Raw genomic sequence first — 20,500 nt, forward strand, 5'->3', positions numbered from 1 at the left:
AAGGCGGCCGGCCTCACAAGGCCGACCGCCGCCGCTCCTAGCGGGTCAGGTCGTAAGAATAGTCCGTCACACCCGGCTCGCTCGTCTCGCGATCGAGCTTGTCGAAGATCTTGTCGAGGATCGTCGTCAGGACGCGCAGGCCGCCTTGGTAGCCCATGAGCGGGAAACGGTGGTGATGGTGCCGGTCGAATATCGGAAAGGTCAGCCGGATCAATGGGGTGCCGGTGTCGCGCTCGAGATACTTGCCATAGGAATTGCCGATCATAAGATCAACCGGCTCGGTAAAGAGCAGCGAGCGCAACGCCCACAGGTCCTTGCCCGCCCAGACCTGGGCATCCTTGCCGAAGGGCGAGGATGCGAGCAACGCCTTCATCTCGGCTTCCCAGGCCGACGTGCCGTTGGTAGCAAGGCAGTGGGTCGGCTCACCGCCGGTTTCCAAGACGAACCGGGCAACGGCGTAGACGAAGTCAGGATCGCCGTAGATCGCGTATTTCTTCCCGTGCAGCCAGGCTTGGCTATCTGCCATAGCGTCGACGAGACGGCCGCGTTCCAGGCCGATTGCCGGAGGAATTTCCTTGCCGGTAATCTCCGAGACCTTCATCAGGAATTCGTCGGTCGCCTGAACACCCAGCGGATAATGGAACGAAGCCGTAACCTGACCGACCTCCTTGCAATATTCCAGCGTTTTGCGCGTGTTATAGTGCTGCAGCGACAGGGTCGCTTCGGCATTCAACGCCGTTTTCAAGTCCTCGATCTTCGTGCCGCCGTCATACATGCGGTACGTACCGTCAGACGGCGTGTCGAACTGGTCGGAGGCATCCTGGATGAAGATGTAGGATACGCCCATCATGTCGAGCAGGCGCTTCAGTTCGCGGTTGTTGCCGACGCAGAAGCCGTCGAAGCCGGGAATGATGTTGATGGCTTGAGCAACCTCCTTCCGCTCGTTGCCTTTCCAGAAGTTCTCCAGAATGCCCTTGATCATGCCGTCATAGCCATCGACGTGGCTGCCGACGAAGGCAGGCGTGTGGGCGAAAGGAACATCGAAGTCGTGCGGGACCGACCCTTCGTTCTTTGCGTTTTCGATGAAGCCGTGGAGGTCGTCTCCAATGACTTCGGCCATGCAGGTGGTCGAGACGGCGATCATCTTCGGATCGTAGAGCTTGTATGTATTGGCGAGCCCGTCGACCATGTTCTTCAACCCGCCGAACACTGCCGCGTCCTCCGTCATCGAGGACGAGACCGCCGATGAAGGCTCCTTGAAGTGACGCGACAGATGCGAACGGTAATAAGCGACGCAGCCCTGGCTGCCATGGACGAAGGACATCGTTTGCTCAAAGCCTGCGGCTGCGAAGACGGCACCGAGCGGCTGGCAGGCTTTGGCCGGGTTCACGACCAGGGCTTCGCGGCCCAGGTTCTTTTCGCGATACTCCCAGGTCTTCGTGAAGTCGTTTTGATCGGCAACGACCTGATCCGGGTGGGGGCATTCGAAATTGGCTTTCTTCTCGGCGAGCATCTGCCTGTATTCCGGCTCGCGGAACAGGGGAGCATGGTCGAGAACTTTTTCCGCCGACTGCGGCATAGTAAGCACCTTTCTTTTCATCGCGCCGCACCGGTGGCGGCAATGGGATGTCATCTGTCACGAGTGCGGATCAAGTCCGATGGGAAGAGCCTGGCCTGCCCCTTCCCAAGACAGGCCAGGCTCTCATTCGGCCGCAACCGCCTCAGCTGGCGCGGCCTCTTTTTTCCAGGGGACGTCGTAGAGATCCCACACCGGATTATTGATGGCCAGATCCATGTCGCGGGCGAATATGGCGAAGCCGTCATAGCCGTGATACGGGCCGGAATAATCCCAGGAGTGCATCTGGCGGAAGGGGATGCCCATCTTCTGCACCGGATACTTCTCTTTAATGCCGGACCCAACAAGGTCGGGGCGGATGCCTTCGATGAACTTTTCCAGCTCGTAACCGGTCACGTCGTCATAGATCAGCGTACCCTTGTTCACATAATGGCCGGTGCGCTGATAGTCGTCGTTGTGGGCGAACTCGTAGCCGGTGCCGACGATCCGCATGCCGAGGTCCTCATAGGCCGTGATGACGTGGCGAGGACGCAGGCCGCCGACATAGAGCATCACCGTCTTGCCTTCGAGGCGCGGCCGGTACTTGTCGACGACAGCATCGACCAGGGGCCGGTACTTGGTGATGACAGCCTCGGTCTTGTCGACGATTTCCGGACCGAAGTGCTTGGCTATTTCGCGCAGGGAGGTTTCGATCTGGGACGGACCAAAGAAATTGTATTCCATCCACGGGATGCCGTATTTTTCCTCCATGTGCCGACAGATGTAGTTCATCGAGCGGTAGCAGTGGATGAGGTTCAGCTTGGCCTTTGGCGCGCGCTCGACCTCAGCGAGCGTGGCATCACCCGACCAGTTGCCGACCACGCGCAGCCCCACCTCCTCCAATAGAATGCGCGTAGCCCACGCGTCGCCACCGATATTGTAGTCGCCGACGACGTTGACATCGTAAGGGCCGGTCTCAAACTCGACTTCGTTCTTGTCGAAAACCCAGTCACGGATGGCGTCGTTGGCGATGTGGTGGCCGAGCGATTGCGAGACGCCGCGGAAGCCCTCGCAGCGTACCGGCACGATCGTCTTTTCGTGCTCCTTGGCCTTCTTGCGCGACACCGCCTCAATGTCGTCGCCAATCAGCCCGATCGGGCATTCCGACTGCACGCTGATGCCGTTGTTGAGGGGGAAAAGCTCCTCGATCTCGTCGATGACCTGTTCAAGCTTCTTGTCGCCGCCGAACACGATGTCCTTTTCCTGGAAGTCTGAGGTGAACTGCAGCGTCACGAACGTGTCGATGCCCGTCAGGCCGACGTAGTAGTTGCGGCGTTGCGACCAGGAATAATGACCGCAACCGACCGGCCCGTGCGAGATGTGGACCATGTCCTTGACCGGCCCCCATACCACGCCTTTGGAACCGGCATAGGCGCAGCCGCGGATCGTCATCACGCCCGGAATGGACTTGATGTTCGATTTGACGTCGCATTCGGAAAGGGCCTTCGGCTCATCGCCAGGCTCGTCGCCGCTCGTTGCGACGCTGAGGTGCTTCTTGCGGCGCTTCGCCGCCTTGTCTGGATATTGCGCTAATACTTCCGCAATGAGCTGTTCATGCAAAACGCTGTCATTCTCGTAATCAAGGCTCATGGGCCCCTGCCCCCTTTCAAGGTTCGGGTTAGGTCGTCGTCGCCGAAGCGGCTTTCTTGGAAGGACGCGCTGGCGCAAGGGCCAGCGCGTCCTGTCGACAGCGGCAGTTATTGAGCCGCAACCACCGCTGACTCCTTGGCCTGTAGTTCGGCCAGCATCTGCTCGTCGCTCTTCATGATGCCGAAGTCGAGCAGCATGTCTTCGAGCTCTTCCATGGTAATCGGGGTCGGAATGGTCCCTTGGCCCGAATTGGCATGGATCTTCTCGGCTAGCGCCCGATATTCCCCGGCCTGCTTGGAGTCCGGCGCGTACTGGATCACCGTCATCTTCCTGAGCTCGGCGTGCTGGACGATGTTGTCACGCGGCACAAAGTGGATGAGCTTGGAATTGAGCCTGGCAGCCAGCGCCTCGGAGAGGTCGAGCTCGCGGTCCGTCTGGCGCTCGTTACAGATCAGGCCGCCGAGCCGCACGCCGCCGGAATGGGCATATTTCAGGATGCCCTTGGCGATGTTGTTGGCGGCATAGAGCGCCATCATCTCGCCGGACATCACGATGTAGATCTCCTGGGCCTTGTTCTCACGGATCGGCATCGCAAAGCCACCGCACACCACATCGCCGAGCACGTCATAGGAGACGTAGTCGACATCGTCATATGCACCGTTCTCTTCAAGGAAATTGATCGAGGTGATGACGCCGCGCCCGGCGCAGCCGACGCCCGGTTCCGGACCGCCGGACTCCACGCACTTGATGCCTTTGTAGCCGGCCTTGAGCACGTCCTCGAGCTCAAGGTCTTCCACCGAACCTTCCTGCGCTGCCAGATGCAGAACCGTGTCCTGTGCTTTGGCGTTCAGGATCAGCCGGGTGGAGTCGGCTTTCGGGTCGCATCCGACGATCAGGATCTTCTGCCCGAGGTCGACAAGCGCTGCGAGCGTATTTTGGGAGGTGGTGGACTTGCCGATCCCCCCTTTGCCGTAAAATGCGATTTGACGCAAATCTGACATATCGCCTTCCTTCTTTCGTTCCATCCATCGCTGAGTAAAAGGCAGGCAGCTCGCGCCGCCTCGCATGGCAATCTTCAAAACCCGTGCCATGTGGGCCGATCGAGCCAAAGGAAAGATCCTTTTGTTGGGTTTCAGAAAGTTACTCCGAACCACCACAGGAAACTGCCAAACAAACCTAATGTCGCCGATCAGACAAAGCCGACAGACGGTGTCGTGATGGCATCACTTGCACCGCTAGAGCAAATCCTGCTCAATCTGGGTCATATCCAGCGGCCTTAAGGTAGTTTGCGCATTCTGCCGCAGTGAAGCGAGGTATCAAGGCCCCGACCGCATCCCATAGAGCATCGATCTTTCGCTCGGCTCGGCCTCGCAACATGGCTTTCAGCTTCGAGAATGCGTTCTCGATTGGATTGAAGTCCGGACTATAGGGCGGCAGGAACATGAGCTTGGCGCCGGCACGTTCGATGGCATCGCGGACACCGGCTATCTTGTGTGCAGGCAGGTTATCCATAATGACGACGTCGCCGATCTCCAGGGGCGGCACCAGCACCTGTTCGACATACGCAAGGAAGACGTTGCCGTTCATCGCGCCATCGTAGACGAATGGGGCGGTCATTCCGCTGAGGCGCAACGCACCGGTGAAAGTCGTTGTTTTCCAATGGCCGTGCGGCACGCCGGCACGGCAAACGCTCACCTCGCAATGCACGTCCGCGCAGACCGTGACATCTTGGTCGAGAGGCCGGTTTCGTCGATGAAGATCAGTTTCTCCGGATCGAGGTCCAATTGACCATCGAACCAGGCGCGCCGGCGCTTCAGGACGTCCGGTCGGTCCTGCTCCAGTGCGTGTGCGGTCTTTTTTTAAAGGTCCACCCACGGCCTCGAAGCCAGGCGCCAAGTGCGCTGCGGCTGATCTTCACCTGCCGCTCGACGGACTGTCAGTACCGGAGCAATACTCCTCATTAGTGCCGTTTGAATCTTCCCCAGGTGCTGCGGCCGCCGGTCTTCCGGGGCGCGCCCCGGAAGACCGGCGGCGCGTCATCGCCGATACTCCTTCCGATGGTCGGAAGGGGGATATTGGTGATCAAGCTGAGGGAGACGATCATGATCCTGGATCTGCATCAGCAGGGGCTGACGGTGTCGGCTATTTCCAGAGAAACTGGCATCGATCGCAAGACGGTGCGCAAATACATTGAGCGAGGACTTGAGGCTCCGGCCTATGGTCCAAGAAAGCCTCGGGCGACGGTCATCGACCCGTTCGCTTCTTACTTGCGGGAGCGGGTCAAATCCTATCCCGGTCTGACCGGCAGTCGATTGTTTCGAGAACTGCGTGAACGAGGCTATACCGGCGGCTACACGGCTGTGACGGATTTTCTCCGCGATGTACGCCCCGTTGCAAGTCAGGGCTTTGAAGTTCGTTTCGAGACGCCGCCTGGTGAGCAGGCCCAGGTCGATTTCGCCCAGTTCCATGTCGTCTTCACCGACGAACCGATGACGCCGAGGATCGTCTGGCTGTTCTCGATGGTGCTGGGTCATAGCCGCCTCATCTGGGCACGCTTCGTCATGCATCAGAACCTGCCGACCGTCCTGCGGTGTCATATAGCGGCCTTCGAGGCCATTGGTGGCGCTCCAAGAGAGGTGCTTTACGACCGGATGAAGACGGCCGTTATCGGCGAAGGCCAGACAGAAGGCATCGTCTATAACCGTGCCCTGATCGACCTGGCACGCCACTACGGTTTCCACCCGAAGGCCTGCAAACCTTATCGGGCCAAGACGAAGGGCAAGGTCGAGAGACCCTTTCGCTATATCCGCGAAGACTTCTTCCTCGCCCGTTCGTTTCGCAACCTCGATGATCTGAACGCCCAGCTCCGGCACTGGCTGGATACCGTCGCCAATCCAAGGAAGCATGCCACGACCCTGCGTGTCGTCAATGAAGCCTTCGCCGAGGAGCGGAAGCACCTGCGACCGTTACCGCTGGCTCCGTTCAAATCCGTTCTGAAGCTGGAGCGCCGGGTATCGCGGGAGGGAATGGTCAGCGTCGGCGGCAACACCTATAGCGTTCCGGATGCTACGCGAAGCCGAACGGTGGAAGTCCATTCTCTCGCTGACGAGGTCCGCATCTTCGAGAACGGCGTGCTGATCGCAGCCCATCCCGTCCTGGAGGGCCGCAAACAGCGCCGAGTTCATCCTGAGCATCGACGAACACTCGCGCCGCAACATCGGTCCAGGACGCGCGACGACGCCATTGTCGTCAAGCCCGCCGGCGACACCGTGCTTCAGAGATCTCTCGCCTTCTACGATGCCGTCGGCAAAGTCCTGGCACAGGAGAATCGCCCATGAGCGCGGCCCTCGATGCCATTCCGTCCATGATCGATCGTATCCGTCATGATCTCGTCGGCCTGAAGATGCCACGTGCACTCGAAGCTCTCGACCACGTCGTTCGACGCCTCGAGCACGGTGAGCTTTCCGCGCTGGAAGCCATTGATATCCTTCTCTCCGAGGAACTCACCTTACGCGAGAACAGCCGGATCAAGACCGCACTGCGAATGGGCAGGCTTGCGACGATCAAGACGCTCGCCGGCTTCGACTTCACCTTCCAGCCTTCGCTTGATCGAGATCGGATACTCACCTTGGCGCAGCTCGGCTTCGTCGATCGTCACGAGGCCGTTCATTTCCTTGGTCCGCCGGGAACAGGCAAAAGCCATCTCGCCACAGCGCTCGGCGTCGAAGCCGTGAAGGCCGGAAAGAGTGTGTATTTTACGACGCTCGCCGATCTGATCGGCTCACTTGCCCGCTCCGAGCGGGAAGGCAGATTGCAGGAGCGCATTCGCTTCTTCTGCAGGCCCAGCCTGCTGATCGTCGACGAGATCGGCTACCTGCCCGTCGTCCAGGGCGGCGGCAATCTGTTCTTCCAGCTCGTCAACGCGCGATATGAACGTGGCGCGATGATCCTGACGTCAAACCGCGGCTTTGCAGAATGGGGCGACGTCTTCGGAGATCCCGTCGTCGCAACGGCGCTGCTCGACAGATTGCTTCATCATGCCGTGGTCGTGCAGATCGAAGGATCAAGCTATCGGCTGCGGCAGCATGCCGAGCTGATGCCGGAGCATGTCCGATCCAAAGCCCTGATCGCACCGCCGGCGTTCGCTCCACCTCAAAAGCCACGTGGACGTCCGCCAAAAAATCCCCAAATCTCCGTGGCGTCCACATCGGCATAAATGGGGAATTTTACTTCGGCACTTCTGAGGAAAATTCACGCGGCATTGACACGGACAAGCGCTCAACCATCTCATCGAGCGTCACATCCCTACGCTCGTTGATCAACGCGACAACGAATTCCTCGTGTGCATCCACTGCCGAAGGTCGTCTCCAGCTCTGTGGCAGAGCAGTTAACTCACCCTCTTTCGCTCTTCAATCCAGCGGATCGCCGTCGAAATCCCAACTCCGAAACGAGCCGCAGCCTGTCGAGCCGACATGCCCGCCGCAGACGCTTTCAAAACCCGTATTAGGAGATCATCGCTCAGGGCCTGTCCCATCATCCACCTCTCCGCTGTGGATGTTGAATCAGCTTCGGTCGCTCTCGTCACCTCACAATCGATTCATCAATCGCAGGACATGTCTAGGTCGACCGCGCGCCAGCGCGACCGCGACCATCAGCAGGACAAAGAGCTTTGAAAACAGGAGACAATCGCACATCCCTGTAGCCAAGAGAGAAATGGCGTATCGCACGGGAGACGCTGCGAGCGCCCAGGTGATAGAGCTTCGCCTTGTGGCTGAACAAGCCAACTTCGATCGCGCAGGCCCGCCGCGCCCGACAGCTGGCCAAAAACAGCGCCAGGAGCTACGACTGGGGCCACGCACGTGAGTATGTCGAGGGCATGTCGCGCATGCTGCAGCAGGACAAACCGGATGGCCACGTCTTGGCGACCGGCGAGACGACGAGTGTCGGCCAATTTCTCGAGCGGGCTTTTGCCGACGTGAACATTACTTTGGAATGGAAGGCGTCCGGCGTCGACTGGCTACGACTCCGCGTCCGGTGCCTGCCTTGTTGAAGTCGATCCTCGATACCTCCGCCCGACGGAAGTTGATCTTCTGCCGGTGATCCGACCAAGGCCCGCCAGAAGCTGGGCTGGCAACACAAGGCCCCGGTTCAGGAGCTCGTCGCCGAGATGGTGCGCGAGGATGTCAAGCACTGGAAGGCCCTGAACAGCCGGGAAGAGCTCTGAGTGTACGACTTGTCCAACAAGAAGATCTGGGTTGTCGGCCATCGCAGTATGGTCGGCAGTGCGCTTGTGCGCAGGCTCCGATGCCGTGCTCTGCGGCAGTGGCGTCAGTTAGCGGGTCGAACGAGGAGCGCGGATCGTGAACCCGCGAGCGCGCAAAAATACGGCATTAGCCGATGATGTTCATACTTCCACCAGGTGCCCGGATTGCGGTACCGAGGCTTCGGGGCATATGTTCCTGATGGTCCTGCTTGTCTCGAATATCTCACGCTTGACGTCTAAGCGTTCGCAGATCGAAAGGTGCGGGATGTGTCATCGTGTGGGTCGGTCCGTCATCGAGGGTTAAATAGACGCACCGATCACTGGGCCGCCACCGTCTCTTCGGATAACTTCAGCTATGGGACCATGCTCTTTCATAGCTCAGGGCCATTCCGCTCGATCAAGGTCCCCGATGGCCAATCACTCATTGAGCATCCTATTGGGAATACTACCAAAATTACGTTTTCACAGCGCGTCGGCGGGAGGTTGAGATAAACATCGGCAAGGGTGGATCGCACGCGTACCCCTTCCAAAACCGTCGCAAGACCATTTCGGCAGAGCCTGAGAACAAGGTTGCGCAACGCCTGCCGAACACCGCCGAACGCAAACCGAACGCCAAGTTGCTGCAGCACTGGGTAAACAATGCGCATCGAATTAATGCCGTACCCCTCAAGATCTGGACGCACGCCCCACAATCCAAGCTCGCATACGAGTAGATCGACCTCGCCAACCCGAACGAAACGACGCAACAACCCCATGTGAGCGGCCACACCGTGCGCATCATAGCCTATTACGCGAAGCTCGGGCCTAGCTCCTGACCAACTACGAGCACCTTCGAATGGAAGGGCGTTGTAAGCTCCAGTTGGCCCATAGGTCTTCCGAAAGAAATCTGCGAGCTCCGTGTGGTCAGAGAGCTCCAACTCGTTTTCCCAGCACACTTTCCACCGCACCTGAGGGCTCATACCTAAACCTCCACTTAATACTCTGTCCAGGCGTCGACAGAGCAACTACTTGATACGCACTCGTTGGGGCGCTTCTAATGGCACTGGTATAAGCTGGTGAAATCATTTGTTTGGATGGAACTCATCCGTCCAATGGATGCGTTCCAATCAATCGGCCTGCCATCGGCTGCCGACGCCAGATGAAGCGGCTGCTCCAACTTCTTCGTGAACATGCCGCCTTGTCCATCATGCTGGATCATCTTGATCAGGCATCCAGGACATTGAACTGAAAAGTTGACCATGACTGAGAGGCTCGCTACTCAGGCAGAAGCAAGCCAAAGACGTTTTCGGCGATAATCAGGCAAATTGTCGAGATCACATTAGAACCCTCGGCGGAACCGGGCTGGTCTATCCCGGCGTCGAAAGTCGTCGAACGACCCGACCTGGCGGAGGGGTTTTTTCGGAATGTTCGGTTTGCGACAGTCTGATTCCACACAAAATGGGACGCGGCGATAGGCAGCAGCATTCTCCTGTTGAATCTGAAAGGGGTTCCCCTCGCAAAACGCCCTGGTTCGCTTTGGCTATCGCAGCCCATGGACCGGCACGCTGGGTATCGGCGAAGATTGCCAGAGGACATACTTGCCTGGCGATCCCGACCTCGGGAGAAGATGATGGGTACAGGAATGGATTCCTAGATCAGTGCGTTTCCGGTGCAAGCTTTTAGGACCCCGGACACAGCAAACGCCTCCCAGGACTGGCGAGGCGGCCGCGAGATCGCAATTTTCTCCTAGATAACGGTATGAGGTGATCGTCATACCCTGGTCACCGGTTGCCGATCGTCACGCACATGGTCTGGTACAGAGCCGGCGGCGCCGATGAGCCCCCGAGGAAATACTTAGTGACTGGCACGGTTGTTGCGTCGTCTCACGAAAGACAGCCGTTAACGAGAGGTCACGATGATGGATGTATGCTCGATGGGGATGGTGTTGTGCGGTGGGTACCTTCTTGCTGCATCCGCAGGCAGACTCGGCGGCGCTGAGAATGTCTTATCTGACTCGCCTTTGTCCGCGGCTGATGTATCGAGTTTCGAGACTTTCATAGTTCGCAGCCCACCGACATCACTCAATCTGGATCCATTTTATGCCAAATATGCTGACGCAGCGGGCATACCTATTATTTCGTCAAACAAGGTTCCAGACACGGCACTATTGATCTCACGTGACATTGTCCTCTACATGTTGTCAGAACGCCGTGATGTCCGCGATGCTTTAATCCAGGCTGGAGCGCGGGTGGGCGTCATGGCAATTGACGAGACGACGACTGATATTCCCGAGCAGCGGGATTGGAAGAAGCCTCTTCCCGATGATCCACGTCTCACCCCTGACGAGCGGCGGGATTACGCCAACACGATCGGCAAGATGACTGCCCGAGACTACTGGGCACAAAGGGCGCGCGGCATGGGCGGGCTCTACACGACGGGAGCTGTGGAGAATTTGATGGGCGTGCCGGGCACGCGGTATTACGGCGGGAACATTCTTGTTCACGAATTCTCACATAATATTTTCAACGCGCTGCGCACGGTAGATCCTGATCTCGTTGCACGAGTTGAACGTGCCTATTCGCACGCCTACGAGAAAGGCCTCTGGGCGTGTTCCTATATGGAGAACAACGTCGATGAGTATTGGGCCGAGGGCACGCGATTTTGGTTCAATACGAACTTGGCTTACAGCCGAGGCAATCTCACCATTGCCACATCAGAAGATTTCGAGGCTCACGATCCAAGCCTCTATAATATCATGGCCGAAGTCTACCGCCATGACCACCACATTCTGGCGGATGTCTATTACCGGCATTCGGCGAAGTCGCAGTAATGTCCTTTGGTATTGACTGCCGGCCTCATGCTGCAATCCCGCTGGAGACCCGAACTATCGCTGATCGTCCGTAATTTGTCAGAGCCAGCCATAAATTTGAGTTTCCGTTCAATTGAAGCGCCCATGTTGTTCCCACGGGTGCATACCAAGTACTTCGTGGCCGCTGGAATTGGCTCCTTGTGCAACATCGAGACCAAATGACCTGCCACTGAATTTTCATCCGGCGGCGATTAGAGCCTCGGCGGTCTTTGAAACGCTCCCAAACGTTGGACCACCGGATGCTAGAGTTTTCCGGCTTCATTCAGGGAGGCGGGCTGGTTGCGCCTCCCGAATTCACCAACGAGATCGGCACCTTGTTGCCGATCGCACCATGAGGTCTTTCCTCATTGTAGTATCTACGCCAATCCTCCATCTTTTCGCGGGCATCCGCAAGGGTCAGGAACCAATGCTGGTTCAGGCATTCTGCACGGAAGCGGCCATTGAACGCTTCGATGAAAGCATTATCAGTCGGCTTGCCGGGGCGTGAGAAGTCCAACGTCACACCCTTGGAATAGGCCCACAGGTCCAAGTCGCGCGACACGAACTCGGTCCCTTGGTCGACACGGATCGTTTTCGGATAGCCGGCTTTTTGGCACACCCGTTCAAGGGTTTGCACAACGTCTTCGCCTCTATAGCTATGACGTGGATCAAGCACCGGCACGTAGCGCGAGAAGGTGTCGACCACCGTCAGCACGCGCAGTTTCTTACCCGTTGCGAGTTGGTCGTGAACGAAGTCCATCGCCCAGACGTCGTTGGGTCCGACGGCCATGTGCCGATCCTCGCGAAGCTTGGCTTTTACCCCCCGCTTCGGTGTCTTGTTCCGCAACTGTAGCCCCAAGTCCCTGTAAATGCGGTAGGTTCGCTTGATGTTGGTGCCCCAACCCTCGCGTTCCAACAGCACATGCACGCGGCGATAGCCGTACCGCACACGGATCTCGCAGATCTCGCGAATACGACGTTCCAGACCGGCCTGATCAGCACGGCGAGAGGTATAGTGGTGAGTTGATCGATCGAAGTTCAACGCTCCACAAGCACGTCGGATCGAGATCGCCCAATCGCAGCACATGCCTTTCACCATCTCCCGCTTCCGAGCAGGCCTTAGAGCTTTCGGCGGATGACATCCTGCAACATCTCGCGGTCCAGCGTCAGATCCGCGACGATCTTCTTCAGGCGCGAATTCTCGTCCTCGAGCTGTTTCAGCCTCTTCATCTCCGGTGGCAGCATGCCCGCGTATTTTTTCTTCCAGTTGAAATAAGTCGCCTGGCTGATCCCCGCCTTCCTGCAGATTTCAGCAACCGACACGCCTTCATCACCTTGCTTCAGAATGAACGCCTTCTGAGCGTCCGAAAACTGCGACGCTTTCATCGTCTTCTGGTCCCTTTCCCAGCCAGGAAAATGCACCGGAAAACTCTAACCAAAACTGGTCCAGTTTGAAGGGTTCAGATCAGCATCAGCCGCAACTTTCTACCAGCGCCGTCGCTTATCCGATCCGACGACCATGTCTATTTTGTGGGGGAGAACGGTGTTGCCGGTGGTCATGTTGGCGATCGGTGCTTGTACGTTCGCAGGCCTGTCCACGTTTCAAAGCATATATGCCGAAACGCGCGGACTCTCACCGAATGTCTTCTTTCTGACATTCACCGTCACGACTGTCACATTGCGATTCTCCGTCGCGGGTATGATCGGTAAGTTGCCGCTTGGGCGCCTAGCACTCACCCTCTTCGTGACGACACTGATTGGGATCGGACTTTTGGTTTTGAACCCGGGAAGCGAGCTGCTGTACGTCGTCGCCACCGTTCTCTTTGCGATAGGCTACGGTCTCACTTATTCGACCTTGAATGCGATGGTGGTGAACCTCGCTGGCGAACGTGGTCTGTCAATCTCAACGGCCTCCCAAGTCTTTACACTCGCTTATTTTCGTGGGTTCGTTCGAATTCCCGTATCTCGGTGGCACATTAATTGCTGTTTATGGCATCGACGTTGCCATGCTCGTGATGGCGGGTCTGGTCGCTCTCAACATCGCAATCGCCAGTCAGACATTGTGGAGGGCGGTGTAGGAGACAGACGTCCTTCGATAATGATTTCCGTATCGCTGCCCACGTGCCCGCCCAACCAAAGGAAGTGTGTTTATGCAAGTGCTGGATCTCATCGGTATAGGCATCGGACCCTTTAATCTTAGTCTTGCAGCACTCGCGTGTCCGACGCCGCTGCGCACTGCCTTTTTCGAAAAGGAAAGCGGCTTCGATTGGCATCCTGGGCTGCTGCTGCCCAACAGTCGCCTGCAGGTATCTCCGCTGAAGGACTGTGTGACACTTGCAGATCCGACCAGTCCGTTTTCGTTTCTCAACTACCTCGCGGTGCATGGACGGCTGTACAGCTTCGTAAACCGGTGCGACGCGACCACGTCGCGAAGAGAGTTCACACAGTATTTCCAATGGGTTGCGCATCAGTTGCCACAACTCCGGTTTGGGGAGGAGGTTACCGACGTAACCAGATTAGACGAGGGTTACCGCGTGACGACGACTCGAGATCACTACCATGCACGCTCAGTTGCGATTGGCGTCGGTGTCGTTGCAACAATTCCCGAATGCGCCAAACCTTGGCTGGGCGAGAAGGTCTACCATGTGGCGAGCTATCTGGATCGGCCACAAATCGACATCGGTGAACGCGTATTAGTCGTTGGTGGGGGGCAGAGCGGTGCGGAGGTTGTTGAACACCTATTGGGCAGTCCGGGTATCGGTAAAATTACATGGGTGACGTCACGCGGGAACCTGTTCACGAGGGATGACAGCTCTTTTATCAACGTGTCATACACGCCGTCTTACAGCCAGCGCTTTCATTCGCTGCCACTTAAAAAACGTCGCACTATTGTCGACGACGAAAAACTCACCAGTGACGGCATTTCAGCAGAATTGAGCAACCGCATTTACGAAACTATCTATCACCGCAGCGCGACTGGCAATATTGACGATGTCATTCAACTGCTACCCGCAGTCGTCATGAAGGAGTTGTCTCCTCATGCGGACGGTTGGCACGCGCTGTTGGCTTCGCACGGCACCTGTCAGCGACCGACTGTAGTGGCTGATCGGGTCGTACTCGCCACCGGTTTCGAGCCTCGCCCGCTAGCGTTTATCGATCGCCTATTGGCTTCCGCTTCTATGGAAGGCGGTCTGCCGGTCGTGAAGGACGATTACTCCGTTCAATTCGAGGACAACGCCGCCGGCCAGGTATATCTGCAAAACCGATCCCCAGTCCAAAGTGGCTTGCAGAGTGTGAATCTATCGCTCGTCGCCTACCGAAACGGTCGCATCATCAATAGCCTGCTTCGGCGTGAATACTATCTGAACGTCCCAGATCGGCCGATCCTTGGGTGCCTAGGTTTACTTCCCGCTCAAGAGACACAAAACGCAAGATAACACTCCAGTGCAGTGCAGCTCGGGGCGCCTGCTCACGACGCAGCTTTACCAGGCGGCTTTAAATCTAAAAAGGAGTTACACATGTTAACCAAAGAACAAAAATCAACATGGGATGACGTTGGATACATTAGGATTGAGTCATTTCTCGATCTAGAAAGCCGAGATAAACTTTCAGCTCTTGTGGCTGATGTTTCGTGCTGGGAGACAAGTGAAGACAAATGGCTGATATGGTTCGAAAAAACAACTGACGGTAGGAGGATCATTTCGAAGGTCGAGAACTTCCTCGAATTTAACGCCCCCCTGCGTGATTTACTGCTGGCTGACCACCGTATCGAGTCGATCGTCGAAGAGTTACTGGGGGAAGATGCCCGCATGCTCAAAGAGTTGCTGATCTTTAAGTACTCCGACAGCGGCGGCTATCGCCCGCATCAGGACATCTACCATATCCCACATAAGCTACCAGACCGGATGGTGCACGCGATTGTTGCAATAGGCATCGACGATTCCGGCCCAGACAACGGAGGGCTTTTCTTCAGCCCCGGGAACCACAAAAAGGGCGTGTTCCCAATGGACGCCGGCGGCGTAATGTACCCCGAGGTCGCGGACAGGCTGGCCTGGGAGCCCGTAACGTGGAAGGCCGGTGACATTTTCATCTTTGACGACTATGCCCCACATTACTCAAAGCCCAACAAAAGTGAAAATTCTCGAAGGGTGATTTATCTCGTGTTCCAGCGTGCCTCAACTGGTGGGCCAACGAGGGCCGAATACAACAAACTGAAACGCGCCTACAACCCTCCCGAGGGCAAGGTCTCCAACATCGACGAGCTCAAGCCGCCGAACGGCATTTTCTATCGCGATTGAAGGCAGAGGACAGAGGCAAACATGTATACGAAACAGATCGACCGCTCAATCATGCGCCAGGAGTATGGCGTTCTGGTGTGCCGGTTACTTGAGCATCTACCGCAGGCAGTCGCAACGGCTTTCGGCACATCGATTGTGGAGGTGGTACCTGGCGATGCGGTCGATCTTCATTCGCACCCAGAGCACGAACTCTGGGTATTGATCTCGGGCAGCGGCGTGTTTCAATCCGATGGAGAAACCTCCGCAGTCAGTGGGGACACGATGGTCTATATAGCGCCGCACCAAAAACACGCGATCAAAAATAGCAGCCCTCAAACCAGCTTAAAGTTCCTTTCGATATGGTGGGATTGAATTGAGAGCAAACCAACATACTTTTTTTGCCTGCTCGGCGCCGCCGTGCCCGAACGGCAAGCTGCATCTTGGGCATATAGGTGGCGTGTACCTTCTCGCCGACGTGTTCGTACGCTACCACCGCATGGTAGGCAACGCGGCCTATCACGTGACAGGTGCGGACGAACATGGCACTTACACGCTGGTGAAAGCCCGAAAGCTTGGCAGGCCGGTTGATGACGTCGCACACATGCACATTGAAGAAATTCTGCAGTGTCTGCGGTCAGTTGATATTGAACCGGACGTATTTGTAAGGACTTCAAGCGAAGACCACAAAGACCGCAGCTTGGCGATCTACGACCAACTAAGAGCGTCCGGCTACGTTGAGCTGCGCGACGGAGAGCAACTGTATTGCGGGACGTGCGAAGAGTTCGCCGCAGACTCACTCGCGGTCGGAGAGTGTCCAGCTTGTAACGCGCCAACAGATAGTAACCTTTGCGAAGATTGCGGCTCGGCGCTGCAACACAATCTACTACGCAACCCGATTCACACGACATGCGGCCAGAGCCTTATCTTGCGCCCGATTCGACAGGTTCATTTTGAGCTTGAAAAATTTGCTCCGGGGCTCGATCACGCCATTGAGGCGAGCGGATGGCCGGAATCCATAAAGCGCAAAGAACTTGACTGGCTACGGTCAAAACTGATGGCATTGCCGATGTCGCGGCATTTCGACCGTGGTGTGACTTTGAACTCCCCGGTGGAGGTGGCAGGCCAAACTTTAATGACTTGGTTTGAAGGATTGTGGTGCTATGAGACAGGAATCGAACGCCTCTGCAAGCAAAATGGCGCAGATCTCGATGACACTATGCGCAACGCGAGCACGAGACTCGTATTCTTCATGGGTCAGGATAACCGGTTTTATTACACGATCGGCGTTACTGCTAGTTTGTTCTCGCGCGGTTATGCGATTCCATACAACCATGCAATTCAGGACTTTTATAAGCTCGAAGGGGCGAAATTTTCTACTAGCCGTGACCACGCTGTGTGGGCTGACGAGGTGGCAGCAGATATCGACACGAACGTGCTGCGCTACTATTTGGCTAGCATCGCCAAGCCATTTGGCGCAAACGACAACGATTTTCTGATCGAGGGGCTGCTTCAGACCGCGGCTAGAATTCGTGCTTTCGAAACGGCTTTGCGCAAGTACGCCGGATGTAACGAGACGCTGACGGCCGACAAGCTGACAGTCGAGCAGAACCACAATGTTAAACGATATTCCGAAGCGGTGCAGGACTTGCGCGTCTGGGATGCCATGGACGCCATAGACGCCTTTTTCGACGTTGCGTCTTTTTCAAGGGCAGATACCTCAGTCAGCGCAGCGGAAGTTTCCGTATTTCTAAGCCTTCTTAATCCTGTGACCCCGATGCTTGCGGCGCGGTATGGTGCTTTCTTTTTCGGAGCCGGATGGCGGCCGGGGCTCGATGGCGGCACTATCCGGCCAAGCACCGGCTTACGCAAACCGGTTGATTTCCCATTGTTTAGCGACCCGATTCCGGAAGCCTTCATAGAGGCTTATGAAAGACGATTTAGGCAAGTCCGGCCGAATTCTTAGCTTTTAATGACGGCAACCGCTTTGACGATCCCGAGGCGAGTAACGCGGACGCCGACCGGATGACGGCATCTCGATAGCGGAGAACGCAAGGCGGCAGTCGGGCGACCTACTTCGTTCCGAAAGGCCCACGACGGCTTTCTGGCGTGCGACGGCGTCGCGCTTGGCGGCGGGCCTTTCTATTTTTTTAAGGAGCTCGGGAAGTGGGGCCGTATCCAGGATCTGCTCGGCGAGCAGTCTCTTCAGTGTGGCGTTCTCTTCCTCAAGCGCCTTCAGGCGCGTTGATCTTTTCATCACAAATTACTGGCTGAACTGCCCCCACTTTCGACCGGACACTCAGCATAAGCAGGAAGGCTCAAGCACAGGCTTGAGGATAAGCTTATGTCTAACGAGTTTCGACAGGTTGACTTGATGATCGGTGACGTCCGGCGGCGACGCTGGACAACGGAACGCAAACTGCAGATCATCGAGGAAAGCTATGCCGCCGGGGAGACCGTTTCCTCCGCGGCGCGGCGGCATGGAGTTGCGCCAAATCTTCTGTATCGCTGGCGTAGGCTCCTGAGCGAGGGAGGTGCGGTGGCCGTGGATTCTGACGAGCCAGTGATCGGCAATTCCGAGGTGAAGAAGCTGGAAGATCGAGTGCGCGAGCTTGAGCGCATCCTCGGGCGCAAGACGTTGGAGAACGAGATTCTCCGCGAAGCTCTTTCTAAAGCCCACTCAAAAAAACCGATATCGCGGCCGATCTTGTTGCCGAAGGACGGTTCCCGATGAAGACCGTGGCTGACGTCCTGGGCGTATCGCGGTCCAATCTCGTGGAGCGCCTTAAAGGCAAGTGCAAGCCGCGTGGATCATACCTCAAAGCGGACGATGCCGAGCTGCTGCCTGCCATTCGTAAACTCGTGGATGCTCGGCCGACCTATGGCTATCGGCGGATCGCTGCCCTTCTCAACAGGCAGCGGCGAGCTGCTGATCTGCCCGTCGTCAATCGCAAGCGAGTTCATCGCATCATGGCCAATCACGCTATGATCCTTGAGAAACACACGGCGGTGCGAATAGGCCGTGTCCACGACGGCAAGGTCATGGTGATGCGGTCTAACCTGCGCTGGTGCTCGGATGGCCTTGAGTTCACTTGCTGGAATGGCGAGGTGGTCCGTCTCGCGTTCATCATCGATGCGTTTGACCGGGAAATTATCTCATGGGCAGCCGTCGCCAATGCCGGGATATCCGGCTGCGACATTCGAGACATGATGTTGGAGGCCGTCGAAAAGCGCTTCGGCGCAACCAGCGCCCCGCATGCAATAGAACATCTATCTGATAACGGCAGTGCATACACCGCGCGGGAGACCAGGCTGTTTGCCCAAGCCCTCAACCTGATCCCATGCTTCACGCCCGTTGCCAGCCCACAATCGAACGGCATGTCTGAAGCCTTCGTCAAAACCTTGAAGCGGGACTATATACGCATCTCACCCATTCCGGACGCCGATACAGCTCTCCGGAAGATCGACGGATGGATCGAAGACTATAATGAAATCCATCCACACTCAGCGCTGAAAATGGCCTCCCCAAGGGAGTTCATCAAAGCATTGTCTCAATAGCTGATCTGTCCGGCGAAATGGGGGGCACTCCACTGGCACGCCACCAATATCTTGAACATGCTTCCAAACAGAAGGAGCCCGCCAGTCGATAGCCAGCGTACGGCAAAGCCTCTCCGGTATCGCGATATGATGAACCTACTTCCGCCCATCCGTTCACTAGCATTTCATGTCGCTCGGTGACGCCGCTCCACATCGCCTATTGCTAAGGTGCCATTCGATATTTAAAGTGGATTATCTGCAACTATAACGTCTATCGTAACTATGCGGCCTACTTAATTGATCACCAAACTAACCTAAGCCTTTTCGACGAACCTTCATTGGATCTATGCTGGAAGGTTCTGTACTGGAAAAATCGATTGTTTGGATATAAAATATCCGTTGTTTGGATGTGACTAAAGATGCGTTTCAAGGGCCTTGATCTAAACCTGCTCGTTGCATTGGATGCGCTCACGACCGAGCGCAACCTAACGGCTGCCGCACGTAGTATCAATCTAAGTCAACCAGCAATGAGTGCCGCCATTGGTAGGCTTCGGGACTATTTCCGCGACGAATTGTTTACAATGAATGGTCGAGAACTTCGGCTGACGCCCCGTGCCGAAGGACTTGCCTCGGCAGTGCGTGAAACTCTCTTGCAGGTACAATGCTCAATCATCTCTTGGGAGCCGTTTAACCCGTCGAAGTCTGACAGATGCTTTAGAATAGTTCTGTCCGATTTCATGATGCTGATATACTTCAATAAAATCATTGAGCGAGTTGCTCGAGAAGCGCCCGCAGTCAGCTTTGAGTTGCTGCCTTTGGATAGTGATCCGTACGAGATGCTTAGCCGCGGTGACGTCGACTTCCTCATCGTGCCTGAATTTTTTCTCTCGGGCGCACACCCGAGCGCAAAACTGTTCACAGAGAAGTTTGTATGTGTAGCCTGTTCGACAAATGTGGACCTACCTTCAGCGCTGACGATCGAGCAATATGTCTCCACGGGACACGTCGCTGCCGCGTTTGGGCGCTTTTTGAAGCCATCGGTCGAGGGCTGGTTCTTGCTCGAGAATGGTATTCAGAGGCGGGTGGAGGTCGTCGTGCAAGGGTTTAGCTTAATACCACCAGTCCTGCGTGGCACGAACCGCATAGCTAACCTACCGCTTCGCTTAGTCGAGCATTACGAAAGTACTTTCCCTTTGCGGATCATCAACCTTCCGTTACCGCTCCCCGTCTTCACAGAAGCTGTTCAATGGCCAGCGCTCCATAATGCCGATCCAGGGAGCATCTGGTTCAGGGAGATATTGGTTGAGGAAGCTTCCCGTATGATGTCCTCCAACGCACCTAAAATACATGGGTTGCTACAACAATCCGGTTCCTGACCAAGGTTCCTGCTTGAG

At 56.5% G+C, this 20,500-nt stretch carries 14 protein-coding genes and 4 pseudogenes; 10 read left to right on the forward strand and 8 right to left on the reverse strand.

Going from position 1 to position 20,500, the window contains the following annotated elements:
* Positions 1–37 precede the first annotated feature (37 nt).
* From nifK to NE852_RS01935, 4 genes and pseudogenes are all read right to left on the reverse strand, one after another.
* Positions 38–1,579 (reverse strand): nitrogenase molybdenum-iron protein subunit beta, encoded by a 1,542-nt coding sequence (gene nifK / locus NE852_RS01920; RefSeq protein WP_004677342.1) that lies wholly within the window; start codon positions 1,577–1,579, stop codon positions 38–40.
* A gap of 123 nt (positions 1,580–1,702) precedes the next feature.
* Positions 1,703–3,205: a nitrogenase molybdenum-iron protein alpha chain gene (gene nifD, locus NE852_RS01925; RefSeq protein ID WP_010023084.1), complete on the reverse strand. Its 1,503-nt coding sequence runs from the start codon at positions 3,203–3,205 to the stop codon at positions 1,703–1,705.
* A 107-nt stretch (positions 3,206–3,312) separates the two neighbouring features.
* Positions 3,313–4,206 carry a nitrogenase iron protein gene (gene nifH, locus NE852_RS01930; protein ID WP_004675840.1) on the reverse strand — a complete coding sequence of 298 codons (894 nt, stop codon included), beginning with the start codon at positions 4,204–4,206 and terminating at the stop codon, positions 3,313–3,315.
* 250 nt (positions 4,207–4,456) lie between these two features.
* A pseudogene (locus NE852_RS01935) lies at positions 4,457–5,138 on the reverse strand (IS630 family transposase); the annotation flags it as partial.
* A gap of 145 nt (positions 5,139–5,283) precedes the next feature.
* On the opposite strand from NE852_RS01935, the gene istA reads away from it, so the two are divergent.
* Together istA and istB are read left to right on the forward strand one after the other, a co-directional pair.
* Positions 5,284–6,543 (forward strand): IS21 family transposase, encoded by a 1,260-nt coding sequence (gene istA, locus NE852_RS01940; RefSeq protein WP_037175809.1) that lies wholly within the window; start codon positions 5,284–5,286, stop codon positions 6,541–6,543.
* Entirely contained in the window at positions 6,540–7,421 is an 882-nt protein-coding gene (gene istB, locus NE852_RS01945; RefSeq protein ID WP_008536647.1) for an IS21-like element ISRel3 family helper ATPase IstB, read from the forward strand. The genes istA and istB overlap by 4 nt, the downstream gene beginning before the upstream one ends.
* A 49-nt stretch (positions 7,422–7,470) precedes the next feature.
* On the opposite strand, the pseudogene NE852_RS01950 reads toward istB, so the two are convergent.
* A pseudogene (locus NE852_RS01950) lies at positions 7,471–7,739 on the reverse strand (helix-turn-helix domain-containing protein); the annotation flags it as partial.
* Between the two features lie 309 nt (positions 7,740–8,048).
* Between NE852_RS01950 and NE852_RS01955 the strand changes: the two are divergent.
* A pseudogene (locus tag NE852_RS01955) lies at positions 8,049–8,429 on the forward strand (GDP-mannose 4,6-dehydratase); the annotation flags it as partial.
* A 410-nt stretch (positions 8,430–8,839) separates the two neighbouring features.
* Here NE852_RS01955 and nodA read toward each other — a convergent pair.
* Positions 8,840–9,427, reverse strand: a complete 588-nt coding sequence (nodA, locus tag NE852_RS01960; protein ID WP_004679687.1) for a nodulation N-acyltransferase NodA — start codon at positions 9,425–9,427, stop codon at positions 8,840–8,842.
* A gap of 935 nt (positions 9,428–10,362) precedes the next feature.
* On the opposite strand from nodA, the gene NE852_RS01965 reads away from it, so the two are divergent.
* Positions 10,363–11,277, forward strand: a complete 915-nt coding sequence (locus NE852_RS01965; RefSeq protein WP_010034735.1) for a hypothetical protein — start codon at positions 10,363–10,365, stop codon at positions 11,275–11,277.
* A 301-nt stretch (positions 11,278–11,578) separates the two neighbouring features.
* On the opposite strand, the gene NE852_RS01970 is transcribed toward NE852_RS01965, so the two are convergent.
* A protein-coding gene (locus NE852_RS01970; protein WP_085994809.1) for an IS3-like element ISRel21 family transposase occupies positions 11,579–12,681 on the reverse strand; the annotation gives its coding sequence in 2 pieces (ribosomal slippage) (positions 11,579–12,420 and positions 12,420–12,681; 1,104 coding nt in all).
* Positions 12,682–13,445: 764 nt separating this feature from the next.
* Here NE852_RS01970 and NE852_RS01975 point away from each other — a divergent pair.
* The 4 genes from NE852_RS01975 to NE852_RS01990 all read left to right on the forward strand — a co-directional run bounded on the left by NE852_RS01975 (position 13,446) and on the right by NE852_RS01990 (position 17,535).
* The gene (locus tag NE852_RS01975) at positions 13,446–14,732 is read left to right on the forward strand and encodes a lysine N(6)-hydroxylase/L-ornithine N(5)-oxygenase family protein (RefSeq protein WP_004677776.1); all 1,287 of its coding nucleotides are present in this window, start codon (positions 13,446–13,448) and stop codon (positions 14,730–14,732) included.
* Between the two features lie 81 nt (positions 14,733–14,813).
* A complete protein-coding gene (locus NE852_RS01980) occupies positions 14,814–15,593 on the forward strand; it encodes a phytanoyl-CoA dioxygenase family protein (RefSeq protein ID WP_004677773.1) in 780 nt (259 codons plus the stop codon).
* 21 nt (positions 15,594–15,614) lie between these two features.
* Complete coding sequence (locus NE852_RS01985; RefSeq protein ID WP_004677772.1) at positions 15,615–15,944, forward strand: cupin domain-containing protein; 330 nt, start codon at positions 15,615–15,617, stop codon at positions 15,942–15,944.
* Position 15,945: 1 nt separating this feature from the next.
* Entirely contained in the window at positions 15,946–17,535 is a 1,590-nt protein-coding gene (locus NE852_RS01990) for a class I tRNA ligase family protein (protein ID WP_011053481.1), read from the forward strand.
* A gap of 111 nt (positions 17,536–17,646) precedes the next feature.
* Here NE852_RS01990 and NE852_RS01995 read toward each other — a convergent pair.
* A pseudogene (locus NE852_RS01995) lies at positions 17,647–17,814 on the reverse strand (IS3 family transposase); the annotation flags it as partial.
* Positions 17,815–17,913: 99 nt separating this feature from the next.
* Here NE852_RS01995 and NE852_RS02000 point away from each other — a divergent pair.
* Positions 17,914–19,127 (forward strand): IS3 family transposase gene (locus NE852_RS02000; protein ID WP_128623700.1). Its coding sequence is split into 2 segments (ribosomal slippage): positions 17,914–18,250 and positions 18,250–19,127, totalling 1,215 coding nucleotides; the frame shifts between segments, so codons are not numbered across the junction.
* 398 nt (positions 19,128–19,525) lie between these two features.
* Complete coding sequence (nodD2, locus tag NE852_RS02005) at positions 19,526–20,482, forward strand: transcriptional regulator NodD2 (protein ID WP_004677768.1); 957 nt, start codon at positions 19,526–19,528, stop codon at positions 20,480–20,482.
* The last annotated feature ends 18 nt before the right edge of the window (positions 20,483–20,500 follow it).

The sequence above is a fragment of the Rhizobium sp. Pop5 genome, assembly GCF_024721175.1.
GTDB lineage: Bacteria > Pseudomonadota > Alphaproteobacteria > Rhizobiales > Rhizobiaceae > Rhizobium.